Origin of the sequence: Mucilaginibacter sp. (assembly GCF_028288205.1) — a bacterium.
Lineage (GTDB): Bacteria > Bacteroidota > Bacteroidia > Sphingobacteriales > Sphingobacteriaceae > Mucilaginibacter.
Map to the genome: position 1 here is coordinate 25,227 of NZ_JAQBOD010000039.1, position 12,922 is coordinate 38,148.

The 12,922-nt window shown below is 39.6% G+C and carries 12 protein-coding genes; 9 read left to right on the forward strand and 3 right to left on the reverse strand.

The window, feature by feature from the left end:
- Positions 1-226: 226 nt before the first annotated feature.
- Both JWR23_RS08180 and JWR23_RS08185 read left to right on the forward strand, forming a co-directional pair.
- Positions 227-808, forward strand: coding sequence for a sigma-70 family RNA polymerase sigma factor (locus tag JWR23_RS08180; RefSeq protein ID WP_299515185.1), 582 nt, complete (start codon positions 227-229; stop codon positions 806-808).
- Entirely contained in the window at positions 805-1,293 is a 489-nt protein-coding gene (locus JWR23_RS08185) for a hypothetical protein (protein ID WP_299515186.1), read from the forward strand. The genes JWR23_RS08180 and JWR23_RS08185 overlap by 4 nt, the downstream gene beginning before the upstream one ends.
- Before the next feature lie 229 nt (positions 1,294-1,522).
- Here JWR23_RS08185 and JWR23_RS08190 read toward each other — a convergent pair whose 3' ends face one another.
- On the reverse strand, positions 1,523-3,220 hold the full coding sequence (locus JWR23_RS08190; protein ID WP_299515187.1) for a sodium:solute symporter: 1,698 nt from the start codon (positions 3,218-3,220) through the stop codon (positions 1,523-1,525).
- 108 nt (positions 3,221-3,328) lie between these two features.
- Entirely contained in the window at positions 3,329-3,520 is a 192-nt protein-coding gene (locus JWR23_RS08195) for a hypothetical protein (RefSeq protein WP_299515189.1), read from the reverse strand.
- 145 nt (positions 3,521-3,665) lie between these two features.
- On the opposite strand from JWR23_RS08195, the gene JWR23_RS08200 reads away from it, so the two are divergent.
- Entirely contained in the window at positions 3,666-3,881 is a 216-nt protein-coding gene (locus JWR23_RS08200; RefSeq protein ID WP_299515191.1) for a hypothetical protein, read from the forward strand.
- 101 nt (positions 3,882-3,982) lie between these two features.
- Here JWR23_RS08200 and JWR23_RS08205 read toward each other — a convergent pair whose 3' ends face one another.
- The gene (locus JWR23_RS08205; RefSeq protein WP_299515192.1) at positions 3,983-6,439 is read right to left on the reverse strand and encodes a PIG-L family deacetylase; all 2,457 of its coding nucleotides are present in this window, start codon (positions 6,437-6,439) and stop codon (positions 3,983-3,985) included.
- Positions 6,440-6,636: 197 nt separating this feature from the next.
- On the opposite strand from JWR23_RS08205, the gene JWR23_RS08210 reads away from it, so the two are divergent.
- The 6 genes from JWR23_RS08210 to JWR23_RS08235 all read left to right on the forward strand — a co-directional run bounded on the left by JWR23_RS08210 (position 6,637) and on the right by JWR23_RS08235 (position 12,802).
- On the forward strand, positions 6,637-7,266 hold the full coding sequence (locus JWR23_RS08210) for a TetR/AcrR family transcriptional regulator (RefSeq protein ID WP_299515194.1): 630 nt from the start codon (positions 6,637-6,639) through the stop codon (positions 7,264-7,266).
- A 2-nt stretch (positions 7,267-7,268) separates the two neighbouring features.
- Complete coding sequence (locus JWR23_RS08215) at positions 7,269-8,627, forward strand: TolC family protein (protein ID WP_299515196.1); 1,359 nt, start codon at positions 7,269-7,271, stop codon at positions 8,625-8,627.
- 13 nt (positions 8,628-8,640) lie between these two features.
- The gene (locus JWR23_RS08220; protein ID WP_299515198.1) at positions 8,641-9,702 is read left to right on the forward strand and encodes an HlyD family secretion protein; all 1,062 of its coding nucleotides are present in this window, start codon (positions 8,641-8,643) and stop codon (positions 9,700-9,702) included.
- A gap of 112 nt (positions 9,703-9,814) precedes the next feature.
- Positions 9,815-11,362 carry a DHA2 family efflux MFS transporter permease subunit gene (locus JWR23_RS08225; RefSeq protein WP_299515200.1) on the forward strand — a complete coding sequence of 516 codons (1,548 nt, stop codon included), beginning with the start codon at positions 9,815-9,817 and terminating at the stop codon, positions 11,360-11,362.
- A gap of 298 nt (positions 11,363-11,660) precedes the next feature.
- Entirely contained in the window at positions 11,661-12,263 is a 603-nt protein-coding gene (pnuC, locus tag JWR23_RS08230) for a nicotinamide riboside transporter PnuC (RefSeq protein WP_299515202.1), read from the forward strand.
- A gap of 5 nt (positions 12,264-12,268) precedes the next feature.
- Positions 12,269-12,802, forward strand: coding sequence for an ATP-binding protein (locus JWR23_RS08235; protein ID WP_299515204.1), 534 nt, complete (start codon positions 12,269-12,271; stop codon positions 12,800-12,802).
- Positions 12,803-12,922 lie beyond the last annotated feature (120 nt).

Genomic DNA, 12,922 nt, shown 5'->3' on the forward strand with positions numbered 1-12,922 from the left:
TCATATACACCATAATTAATGTATTTGTAAGCTATGACTACCTGTTTTTTGATGAGGTTACAGGTTTTGTTAAAAAGTTGTAAGCTTGGCGGATTGCAGTTGGCAGTATTAATATTTATCTTTATTTAATACTACAAATATATACAGTTTGGAAACTGCTCTAAAAACTGCAAACTGAAAAAAAGTGTAACCTCTGTAAACATCCCGTAGTCATAGTCTATATAAAATGCAAAGCAAGCTTTCAGATATAGCGTTAATTGTAAAGACACTGGCCGGCGACCAGTCGGCTTATGCCGATTTGGTTAAGCGCCACCAGCGTTTTGTTTTTACTTTGGCTATGCGTTTTACAAAAAATCGCGAGGATGCAGAGGAAGTTGCGCAGGATTGCTTTATAAAGGCTTACCGCTCGTTAGCATCGTTTAAGCAGGAGTCTAAATTCAGCACGTGGCTGTATAGTATAGTTTATACAACTGCCATGACATCATTGCGCAAAAAAAGAGTAGATACAACATCTATTGATGATGAGGATACTTATATACAAGTAGCAAACACATCATCAGGATATGATGTTAATGATGCGGAGAACAGGTCGAGATCGTTTTACTTGAACCAGGCCATTACACAACTAACACCTGACGATGCAACAATTATTACGTTATTTTACAAAGGCGAACAATCCCTGGAGGAAATTGCACAAACTTTGGGCATTGAAGCCAATAGCGTTAAGGTTAAACTATTCAGGGCGCGCCAGCGTTTAAAAGAAAAGCTGGAGCGTAATTTAAAACATGAGGTTAACGAATTGATATGAACATAGAAGAAAAACTTTGGGACTATATTGATGGCACATGCTCTGTTGAAGACCATGAAGCCATTGATCTGCTGCTTGTGCAGGACGAAGCATTCCGGCAAAAATATCTGGAGCTACTGGCCCTTAACCGCGAGATAGCCGCTATGGAAATTGAAGAACCATCTATGGCCTTTACATATAATGTGATGGAAAATATACGCGCGGATTATGCAAAACCCCCCCTTAAGGCAGCTATTGATGGGCGTATAATTAAAATAATAGGCGGCTTTTTTGTATTTACTATTGCGGCATTATTAATATTTATATTGGTAAATATTAATTGGTCTGCAGGTACTACGATTGCTGTGCCAACATTTAAAATGCCCGAAATAAAAAATTTACTAAGCGGCGAAATTTTAAAAGGCTTTTTATTTTTTGATGTGGTGTTAGTATTGTTTTTGTTTGACACTTTTCTGCGCAAAAAGGGTATTGCCAAACATGCGTAATATTTATTGTACAGTTTGGTGTATTAAAATGACAACACCATATTTTTAAATAAAAGGAATTTATACTGAAAATATTTTTTTCATACTGTATACTGACATTTTTGGCATTTAACAAATATTGGTACAGTAATTGTACTGAAGTATATAAGCTGGCAAACTTGCCAGTTTAATTGTGATAAGGTTTAGGTTGAAAGCCCCCAAGCAGCAAGTGCAAAGGGGCTTTTATTTTTTAGGCCACTTTTACTTTCTCCTTTATAAAAGGATTAAGCATCAGCGAAAACAATATCACCAAAATACAGCCTATGGCATTTAGCCACAAATAGGCTACAGCTCCACAAATTCCCATCAGGCAAATAATAGCTTCGGTAATAACCGCGGCAATGAATACAGCTGTACCTCCTACCCTTTTCACATAAAACGCCACTACAAATACGCCGAGTATAGTACCATATATGTAGGATCCTAACTGGTTCACCGCTTCTAATAAATTGCCCATTTTACCCGCGTAAAGGGCCATACCAATACAAACCAAACCCCAAAATACAGTGGCAAGGCGCGATGCAAGCAAATAATTTTTATCAGATGCGCCCGGATGGATAATACGCTTATAAATATCGATCACACTGGTTGATGCCAAAGAATTTAATGCGCTGGCTGTTGACCCCATAGACGCTAAAAATACAATAGCTATTAATAACCCTATTAATCCGCGGGGTAGATAATGGGTCACAAAATTCAGGAACACGTAGTTGGTATCGTCAGTATCTGCCTTTTCGTTATTCTTTTTCATCAAACCTATGCCATCCTGTCGGATACTGCTTACCTGCTTATCGGCCAATTTTAAATTTGCTTGTGCCTGGTCTATCTGGCCAGTATTTTTACTATCAATAGCAGTAATTAATTCGTTCGCTTTGGCTCTGCGTTGTTCAAAAGCGGCAGTATATTTTCCTTCCAGCGCTTTATACTGCCCGGCATAAGGGCTTTGCTGCACCTGTTTTACTTCGTATTGATTAAAGAACAGCGGCGGTCTGTTAAACTGGTAAAAGGCAAAAACTAATATCCCTATTAACAGGATACAAAACTGCATCGGTATTTTTATCAGGCCGTTCATGATCAGCCCTAATCGGCTCTGCCCTACCGAGCTGCCTGTAAGATAGCGCCCAACCTGGCTTTGGTCGGTACCGAAATAGGATAGCTGCAAAAAGAAACCCCCAATTATACCACTCCAAATATTGTAGCGATTGCCGGGGTCAAACTTCCAGTCAATAACATTCATCTTGCCCATTTTGCCGGCCAGTTTAAGGGCATGACCAAACCCAACACTATGGGGCAGTAAAACAACTACCAATATCCCGGCAGCAAACATCCCCAAAAAAATAATACTCATTTGCAGCAGCTGCGTATATGATACCGCTTTTGTACCGCCATATACCGTATAGAAAGTTACCAACCCGCCAATAAACAAAGTTGTATAAGTAGTATTTATATTGAGGATGATAGATAATATAATAGCCGGCGCGTAAATAGATATACCGGTTGATAGGCCGCGCTGTATTAAAAACAGAAGCGATGTAAGCGCACGCGTTTTCAGATCAAACCGCTGCTCTAAAAACTCGTAAGCGGTATATACCTTAAGGCGATGAAATATAGGCACAAAGGTTATACAAAGTACTATCATGGCCAGCGGCAAACCGAAGTAGAATTGCACAAACCGCATCCCATCAGAATAGGCCTGGCCAGGTGCCGATAAAAAAGTAATAGCGCTGGCTTGTGTAGCCATTACCGAAAAACCAATATGGTACCAGGATAAAGAGCGGCCGCCCACTAAAAACTGATCGGTGGTTTTATTGGTGCCGCTTTTCCATAGTCCGTAAACTACTATAACCAAAATGGTGGCACCAAGAACGATCCAGTCTGTTAAACTCATTTAAGATACAAAGTAATGAGCCAGAATACTATAATTAAAAAAACCAGCCAACCGACTACAATGCCGTAAAACTGGTTCCAATTGCGTATAAATGAAGGAAGCTCGGGATCAGGCCTTTTCACTGCTTTTAGCCAATACATTCACGAAGAAGGCCGCAGTTAAAAATCCTAATATACCACCCCCTATTACCCAGGTAATGCTTACTGCTATAATTACGCCAACAAATAAGCCGCTCAATATACCTACCAGGTAATAAACGTAGTCTAAATTTTCTTTTTCTTCTTTTGGGTGATGTTTCATAATATCATATATTGTAATGCGTGCAAAAGTAATTGATTATATTGTGTGTAGCAATAGGTTCATTTAAAATATTGCGAATGAAAATTTTTAATCAATAATTTTGTAAATTTGTTATTATCCTTTAATGTAATAAATACATAAGGATATGACTTACGCTATGGAAACATTTGTTATAGAATTAACCAGTCAAAAAGCTTATAAGATTATTAAGGAGCTTGAAGAACTTCATATCATTCGCGTAATAAAAGAATCTTTGCCTATATCTTCATTAAGAGGGCAATTACAAACGCCTATGACCAATGAGGATATAGACAAGCAATTAAGTACGATCCGTAAGGATGGCAGAGAGATATTTAATTGACACATCAGGTGTCATTAAATATCTAAATGAAACCTTTCCACCTTCAAGTTTGACATTATTAGATGAAATTGTCGACAATGAATGTAAGATCTAATAACCAATTACCTCGGCTTACTCAACAAATTCACAAACAATCTGTATGCACCCGGCACGCCCGCAGGCAACTCCCTGAAAAATGCCAGCGATGTATAAACAAACCGGCCCTTGCCATAATCGGCAACTATTAATGAGCCGGGGTTGGCTGCCTCGCCGACATCATTCATTTGGAGGATGGTTTTATAACGACTATCAATATTGCTCACAAAATATAAGCCGCGCTCCTGTATCCAGCCGTCAAAATCTGCCTGGGTAATTTTGTTGGGATAGTTTAGTACCGGGCTGCTCTCATCAAGGAAAGTAACCTTTGCGTTTTCATCAGTAACCCTTTGATTTACGGGACGGAACGGATATGGGCCAATTTGGTTCAATACCAGCCCCGCGTTATTATTGTATTGCACCACTAAATTTCCACCGTTGTTTACATAGGCCATTAGCTTGGGCTGCTCAACCACTAACCGTGGGTTTACATTATAGGCACGTACGCCGGTTACTATAGCATCATATATGGAAAGATCAGTATTAACAATATCGTTTTCTGTTAGTTGATGTACCTCATAACCCACCTGCTGCAATGACTCGGGCACCACGTCCCCCGCCCCGGCTATATAGCCAATTTTTTTGCCCGCGGTTTTCAGGTCTATGTCAATTAGTTTAGCTTCCGCAGGCGGGAAAAGTGTTATAGCCGGCACATGATCATAACGTATACGCTGTATACCCATTGTATAGTCTTTTCCTCCAACTGTTGTAACAGCTTCTAAAGTAGCAATCTTAGGCTTATTATCTGCCGGTGCTATGGTGAACGAAGCCATCCATTCGTCGCCTTTATTTTTATTACTAAAGTCTATCTTATCCGGGCTTATCTTCCAACCTGCAATAGGTTTTATGCTGATACTGCCCGCGGTTTTGGTAAAGCTTTGCAATTTTATCTGTACAATTTGCGGTTGCTGTGTGTTAAAAATATAATCTTTATTTTCAATATTGGCAGTTACCGGCGGGGCCACTTCTATGGGTTGATATATCTCGCCTTTGGCGGGATCAACGTATTTATACATTAATCTGCGGCTAATTCTAACCGGCTTACCTTCAATTACAAATTCAAATTCAACCTTTGGTACATCAGGATTTTCGGGGTTACCAACTTTGGTTTCATCATTTATTGTATAGGTACCCATGCTATGAGGCGATTCAAGCCAATAAGGTTGTGATATTTTACCCGTGCCTATTTTTAAATTAACGGTTTTGAGTTGGTTAACCGGAAAGTCAGAATTCTTTACAATAATTACATCTGCCGGTGTTGTGCTAAAACTATTTAAACTTATTTTGTTGTTAAACCTCCTTATCATTTGTAAGCTAACAGCCATACTGTCACCTACCGCATAAGTTGGATTATTGGTATAGGCCTCAACCCATAATCCGGCGCATGCCGCTATCAGCTCATCCAGTTCTTTTACCTTTTGTGCGCGCCAATAAACATCGCTTATTTTTTCAACCCTGTTTAACAAGCCAACCAAAGCAGGTACAGATTTCGCCGGATCCTCGGCATCAAAACCCTTTTTAATTATTGCCAGTGTTGCTGCTATGGCTTCGCCATCTTTAACTCTTCCCCAACCGGTATTAACACCATCCATTAAATCATTTTGTGGTGTATCCCCCAAAATAGTTTTAAAATACTCGAATGATTGGCCCCTTTGTTTGGCACTGCCAAACCCTTGTGTTTTATGGTTAGAACGGCTATCGGCAGCAACTTCGCCATAACCTTTTCCGGTTATAGGGTTATAAACACCCACATCTATTTTAAACTGATTTTCGGCTGTGGTATTGGTAGCACCAAAATTAAAGGTGTTCCATAATAAACGCTTTACCTGCCATGGTTGTACATATTTCAATTGTTCCGGGAAACGTTTCGGATCGGCAGCGGCAATAAATGCTTCCTGCGCTATAATGGCCGATGAAGTATGGTGCCCATGGCCCCCTTCGCCTGTGGTAGGGAAACGGCATATAATCACATCGGGCCTGAATTTACGTATCACCCAAACGGCATCGCCCAATACTTTCTCCCTGTCCCATATTTTTAAAGTTTCTTCAGGCCCTTTAGAAAAACCAAAATCGTTGGCCCGGCTAAAAAACTGCTCGGCGCCATCAACACGGCGTGCGGCTAAAAGTTCCTGTGTACGTATTAAGCCTAATATTTCGCTTTGCTCGTTTCCTATCAGGTTTTGCCCGCCATCGCCGCGGGTTAATGATAAATAGCCTGTGCGGTAATGTTTTTCTTGCGCCAGGTAGGCCAGCAAGCGGGTGTTCTCATCATCGGGGTGCGCGGCCATGTATAATATACTGCCCAAAACGTTGAGTTTTTTAAAGCTTTGCTGTATAGTTACCAGGTCGGCCGGCGGCGCGGTTTGAGAAAATGCAGTACCTGTAAATAGCAAAAATGCGGCAAGTAGTTTAATACGCTTCATAGCCAAATATATTAAAAGAAAATTAGCACGGTTTTATTGTATCAATAATAAAACAAAAATTCAAAATCACTGTATTTATAAAATTGTTAATCGATTGATTAATTTTTTGTCATTGACAATCAGCATCTTATAAAGTTAACATAAAAATAATTTTACATTAATCAATCGTTTGATTAACTTTGCCCTATAAAACGATTATGGATAAAGATAAAATAGACAAGAAAGACCATATTCTGGATGTAGCCGAGCGCGTATTTTCAGAAAAAGGTTTTGACGGCGCATCTACCCGATTGATATCTGGTGAGGCCGGTGTTAATATGGCTATGCTTAACTATTATTTCGGCTCGAAAGAAGGATTATTCCTGGCGGTTTTTGAACGCAAGATCTCATCTTTTCAAAATATTTTACAAAACCTGGGCAATGATGATAGCATTGGTGCCTGGAACAAAATGGAAAAATATATAGAAATGTATGGCGAGAAGGTGGTAAATAATAACTGTTTCCAAAAACTATTATACCGGGAAATGAGTATGAATAGAAGTACGGATCTATCACATAAACTGCGCGATATGTTAATGAAGAGCATTGCCGAGCTTGATAAAATTTTGCGTGAAGGCATAGCTAACGGCGAGTTTAAGAAAGATATAGATATCCCGATGGTGATAGCCGCGCTTTATGGCACTAAAAATTATATTATAAACACTCCTATGATGTCATCGCCATTACTGGGTTATGATATAAATGACGATAACATGATTGAGACCAGGCTAAAGCCACAAATAAAAAACTTCATGAAAAACCTTTTAAAGTCTTATTTACACAACTAACAATGAATATACAATTTAATACAACTCACAAACTACACCTTTGCAAGATACCGGTTTTAGCCATTGTGCTTTCTCTATTGCTGATGTCGTTGGTTTCTAAAAAAGCTTCGGCTCAGGATAGAACCATAACTTTAACAGAAGCAGTAAAATTGGGTATTGATAACAGCAAGGTTTTAAAACTATCGCAATCAAAAATTGACGAGGCTGTTTCGCAATACAATCAAGTAAAAGATAGGGTATTACCTACGGGCTCAGTAAGCCTTGCTTACAACCGTGCAGAGATACCTTATAACACACTTAATTTTGGCCCAAGCAATATTGCATTGCCTAAAAACGCTAACGCTTATTTAGGTATTGCTTCATTAAATGAAACCATTTTTGCCGGCGGAAAATTAAAGTATGCGCAAGAGTCTACCCGGTTATTAACCAGCATATCTCGTTTAGATGCTGATAAGGATAAGGACCAGATCACTTATGATATCATAAACGAGTATTATAACTTATATAAAGTATTGCAAAGCAAAAAGGTGGTTAACCAAAATTTGGAAACCATTGATGCGCAAATACACCAATCGCAACGTTTTTTCGAGCAGGGCCTGGTTACTAAAAATGATGTACTACGTTTTCAATTACAACGTGCAAATGTTGAGTTAAGCGGTATCGATCTGGAAAGTAACCGCAAGATCATCAATTATAATTTAAATATCTTGCTGGGCCTGCCAGAAACTACCCAGTTAAATATTGCCCAGATAAACGAGGCAAACAGGGAACTGGGGCTACTAAGCAATTATATTGATACAGCAATTAGCAACCGCCAGGAGCTTAAGCAGCTTGACCTGCGCAACAAGTATGCAGAAACAAATATAAAAACCATTAATGCCAATACTACACCAACAGTATCGGCGTCGGCGGGGGGCTATTATGTTGATGTTAGTGGTAATCCGCTGCCAAGATCAGGCAATTTTATTACCCCTGTAACTGTAGGCTTAACCGCGGCATGGAACTTTGGCGCTTTATGGACCAACAAAAACAAAATTGCAGAAGCAAAGATACAGCGCGACCAGGTAGCCATAAACAAAGGCATCACGCTTGATAATGTAAAGAACGAGGTTAATCAAAACTATCAGAATTATATGACGGCTTTGAATAAAATCAAGCTTTTACAAACATCAATTGAGCAGGCTAATGAGAACAACAACATACTTGCATCAAAATACAAAAGCAACATAGCATCTGCAACAGACAGGGCCGATGCGGAAACCTTATTATACCAGGCACAGATCAATTTAGAATTAGCTAAAGCCGATGCTGGACTGGCCTATTACACTTTATTAAAATCAACCGGAAAACTTAACAAATAATACAAAACATACAATGGCAAAGCAAGAAACAACCGAAAACCAACCTGCAAAAAAATCTAATAAAGTACTTCCAATAATATTAGGGATAGTACTTTTAGGAGGTCTATTTTTCGGGATAAAAGAATATATATACTACGGCAAACACGTAGATACAGATGACGCGCAAGTTGACGGTGACATAAGCCCGGTTGTGGCCCGTGTAGGCGGATACGTTGATAGCATCTACTTCGAAGAAAACATACACGTTAACAAGGACCAAATACTGGTAAAAATTGACCCGCGCGATTACAAGGTTAAATTGGAACAGGCACAAGCCGCACAAGTTGGCGCCAGCGCGGGTGTTAACGTTGGCCAATCGCAAATTTATACTACTGCTTCAAACTCGGCTGTAGCCAGGGCGGGCGTTGTATCTGCACAGGCGCGTTTAGATAAGGTTCAAAAAGACTACCAGCGTTATGCTAACCTGGTTAAAGATGGCTCTATAACCCAACAACAATTTGACCAGGCAAAGTCTGATCTGGAAGTTGCACAGGCAACCTTAAATGCAGCTAAAGATCAATATAAAGCAGCCGAGCAACAAATTGGCACAACCCGTAACGAGTTAAAGGTTACCAATACCGGTGTTAACCAGAAACAGGTTGATGTTGATTATGCAAAACTGCAACTAAGCTATACAGATGTTAAATCGCCGGCAAATGGCATTGCATCAAAAAAGAATGTACAATTGGGCCAATTGGTACAAGCGGGGCAAACTTTGTTTTCAATAGTTAATGATAACAGCCTATACATAACCGCTAACTTTAAAGAAACCCAACTGGAAAAAATACACAGCGGCTTAAAAGTAAATATTGAGACTGACGCTTATCCGGATTTGAACATAGAAGGAACTGTTTACAATTTTTCGCCGGCAACAGGTGCCAAATTCTCTTTATTGCCGCCGGATAATGCCACAGGTAACTATGTAAAAGTGGTACAACGTATCCCTGTTAAAATAAAAATAAACGCATCTAAAGATGTTTTGGATAAACTGCGCCCGGGAATGAGTGTGAATGTATCTGTTATTACTAAAGACTAATTTAATAGTCCGGAGTTCAAAGTCTTTAGTCGTAAGTCTACCATTTTACGACTTGAGACTAAAGACTAAAGACTTAAGACTAACTGTACTTTCATATATACTATAACAAAAAATGGCTGAAACTGGCTTTAAAAAATGGATCATTACTATCACGGTGATCGTAGCTTCGTTATTGGAGCTTATAGATACTACGATAGTAAACGTGTCCTTACCGGTTATCCAGGGCAACCTGGGTGCCACACTGGAGGATGTTGCCTGGGTTGTTACCGGTTATGCGGTTGCAAACGTAATTATACTACCTATGTCTGGGTGGTTAGGCAGTCGTTTTGGGCGTAAACAATATTTTATCACTTCAATAATTGTATTCACTATTGCCTCATTTTTATGCGGTAATGCCACAAGTTTGGATGAACTGGTAATTTTCAGGATATTACAAGGGCTTGCAGGCGGGGGTTTAATATCAACATCGCAAGCTATTTTGGTTGAAACCTGGCCCCGCGAACAGATAGGAACAGCTACAGCCTTATTTGGTTTAGGCGCGGTTGTAGGGCCAACCCTGGGCCCAACTATAGGCGGTTATATTACCGATCACTTCTCGTGGCGCTGGATATTTTATGTAAATATTCCGGTAGGCGCGCTGGCGGCATTTTGTGCGTTTACGTTTATACACGAAACACCTAAGGAAGCAAAAGGAAAACCCATTGACTGGTGGGGCATTGCACTGCTGGCAATTGCGGTAGGCAGTTTACAAACTATTTTGGAAAAGGGCGAATCGGAAGATTGGTTTGCTAAAACTTATATATTGGTGCTTACTGTAGCGGCTGTATTAGGGGTTATTCTTTTTATATGGCGCGAAATGAGCATAGAGCATCCAATAGTAAACTTTGGCATATTGCGGCACCGAAGTTTCGCGGTAGGTATGTTTACTTCATTCGTGCTTGGTTTTGGTTTGTACGGTACGGTTTTCGTATTCCCGGTATTTTGTCAGAATTTACTTGGATTTTCGGCTCAGCAAACCGGCGAGCTATTATTTCCGGGCGGATTGTGTACCATTATTATGATGCCATTTATAGGTAAAATGCTTAATAAAGGTATCCCGGCGCAATTTATGGCAACCGGTGGTATGTTTTTGTTCTTTGTGTTTACTACTATGTTAAGCAACTCGACACTTAGCACCGGGCAAAAAGACGTGTTAGTTCCTCTTTTAATTAGGGGTGTTGGGATGGCACTGTTGTTTGTACCGCTTACCACATTGGCAATTGCCGACCTGAAAGGGCCCGAGCTGGGGCAAGGCACTGGTTTAAATAATATGATGCGCCAGTTAGGCGGCTCATTTGGTATAGCCGTATTAACCACAATTATTCATATAAGAACAAGTGTGCACCGCGACAATTTATTAACCAACATAAATCCATATAATAATGCCTTTATACAAAGGTTAAACACGTTGGAGCAAGGTTTTATAGCTAAAGGCAAATCTGCTTCCGACGCGATACATATGGCCTATGCTGCAATTGAAGGCGCTGTAACCAGGCAATCGTTATTGCTGACCTATGATGATGCCTATTATCTTTCAGGATTGGTAATGTTATTTTCTATACCATTGTTGTACCTGCAGCCGTTTAAAAAGAACGTAAAAGTTCCTACAGACGTACACTAAAAGAAAAAGCCGTTCCCTATGAATGGAACGGCTTTTTTTAAAAAGTAACAATTAAATTTTAGTAATGTGTCCCCGATAGCGCCTTTCCTCACACAAAAAAGTATACTCGCGGGACTTGTTTAAATCTTAGGTATAAAATTAGAAGTTTTTAATCAACAAAACCTATTTTTATTTGCTTTTAATGATATTTTTTTCATTTTTCTTGGAACTAAGCGATAACTTAACCGGATTGCATCCAAATGGCCCATATAATCTAACAGCGATGACAAACCAATTGCTGTTTTTTTATATTTGAGCAATGGGAATTATACACGCGCTGCAAAACTGGTGGCAAAATCAATCAATACTTGAAGTAGTTGGCGTTATTACCGGGTTATTATGTGTTTACCTTGCTGCAAAAAATATTATCTGGAATTGGCCCCTGGCTATTATTAGCGTTGGCATTTACATTTTTATTTTTTACGATAGCCATCTGTTTGCCGATATGGGCCTGCAGTTTTATTTTTTGGTCACCAATATTTATGGCTGGTATTTTTGGAGCAAAAAAACAGCGTCAGAAGATAAGACACCGGTTATGCGCATTAAAAAAACAGAGATCATATTATCTGTTATAGCTGTTATTGTATTTACTTTTATATTGGGTTCGGTTTTAAAATATACAACGGCTTCCTATCCTTATTTGGATAGTTTTTGTACCGCATGCAGCCTGGTGGCACAAATATTTTTAGCGCGAAAGGTGTTAGAGAATTGGCTGATATGGATATTTGTAGATGTAATTTATGTAGGTGTTTATGTTTATAAAAACCTGCATCTTACCGCGGTAATGTATGCCATATATGTAGGCATTGCTTTATTGGGATATATAGATTGGAAAAGGGATTGGAAGAAACAGGCAGCCTGATCACAATGAAAGAAACAATAAAAAAGATCGCCATCGTCGGGCCTGAATCAACAGGAAAATCAACCATGTCTGCTTACCTTGCAGCACATTACCATACCATTTGGGTACCTGAATATGCACGCGAATACTGCGAAAAGCTAACCGATGCCCCAACCTGGCAGGACGAGATCAATATGTTTTACGGACAGGTCGCTTTAGAGAAAGAATTACTACCTGCCGCCAACCGCATATTAATTTGCGATACTACCTTTATCACCGTAAAAATTTGGAGCGACTATACCTTTGGCAAATCCCCGCAAGAGGTATTGGACGAACTACCCAATTATCATTACGACCTGTACCTGCTTTTAAATATAGACCTGCCCTGGCAGGAAGATCCGCTGCGCGATTTCCCAAACATGCGCGAGCATTTTATGGATGTATGGTATAAAGAATTAAATGCTTTAAATGCTAACTATGTACTGATAGAAGGCACCGGGCAAGATAGGTATGATAGCGCCGTGGCTGCTATTGATAATTACCTGCTTCATACCGCTTAACTTTTTGTGTTTCTCACATTTTCCGGGCAGGTGTATATGGGTGTATATGGGTGTATATGGGTGTATATAGTGTATACACTTATCGTATACACCTACAGTTTGTATATTTATAATATTATA

What these genes read in the sequence shown, in the direction of transcription:
- JWR23_RS08180 (WP_299515185.1), top strand. Translation starts at nt 227, where the DNA reads ATGCAAAGCAAGCTTTCAGATATAGCGTTAATTGTAAAGACACTGGCC.
- JWR23_RS08185 (WP_299515186.1), top strand. Translation starts at nt 805, where the DNA reads ATGAACATAGAAGAAAAACTTTGGGACTATATTGATGGCACATGCTCT.
- JWR23_RS08190 (WP_299515187.1), bottom strand. Translation starts at nt 3,220, where the DNA reads ATGAGTTTAACAGACTGGATCGTTCTTGGTGCCACCATTTTGGTTATA.
- JWR23_RS08195 (WP_299515189.1), bottom strand. Translation starts at nt 3,520, where the DNA reads ATGAAACATCACCCAAAAGAAGAAAAAGAAAATTTAGACTACGTTTAT.
- JWR23_RS08200 (WP_299515191.1), top strand. Translation starts at nt 3,666, where the DNA reads ATGACTTACGCTATGGAAACATTTGTTATAGAATTAACCAGTCAAAAA.
- JWR23_RS08205 (WP_299515192.1), bottom strand. Translation starts at nt 6,439, where the DNA reads ATGAAGCGTATTAAACTACTTGCCGCATTTTTGCTATTTACAGGTACT.
- JWR23_RS08210 (WP_299515194.1), top strand. Translation starts at nt 6,637, where the DNA reads ATGGATAAAGATAAAATAGACAAGAAAGACCATATTCTGGATGTAGCC.
- JWR23_RS08215 (WP_299515196.1), top strand. Translation starts at nt 7,269, where the DNA reads ATGAATATACAATTTAATACAACTCACAAACTACACCTTTGCAAGATA.
- JWR23_RS08220 (WP_299515198.1), top strand. Translation starts at nt 8,641, where the DNA reads ATGGCAAAGCAAGAAACAACCGAAAACCAACCTGCAAAAAAATCTAAT.
- JWR23_RS08225 (WP_299515200.1), top strand. Translation starts at nt 9,815, where the DNA reads ATGGCTGAAACTGGCTTTAAAAAATGGATCATTACTATCACGGTGATC.
- pnuC (WP_299515202.1), top strand. Translation starts at nt 11,661, where the DNA reads ATGGGAATTATACACGCGCTGCAAAACTGGTGGCAAAATCAATCAATA.
- JWR23_RS08235 (WP_299515204.1), top strand. Translation starts at nt 12,269, where the DNA reads ATGAAAGAAACAATAAAAAAGATCGCCATCGTCGGGCCTGAATCAACA.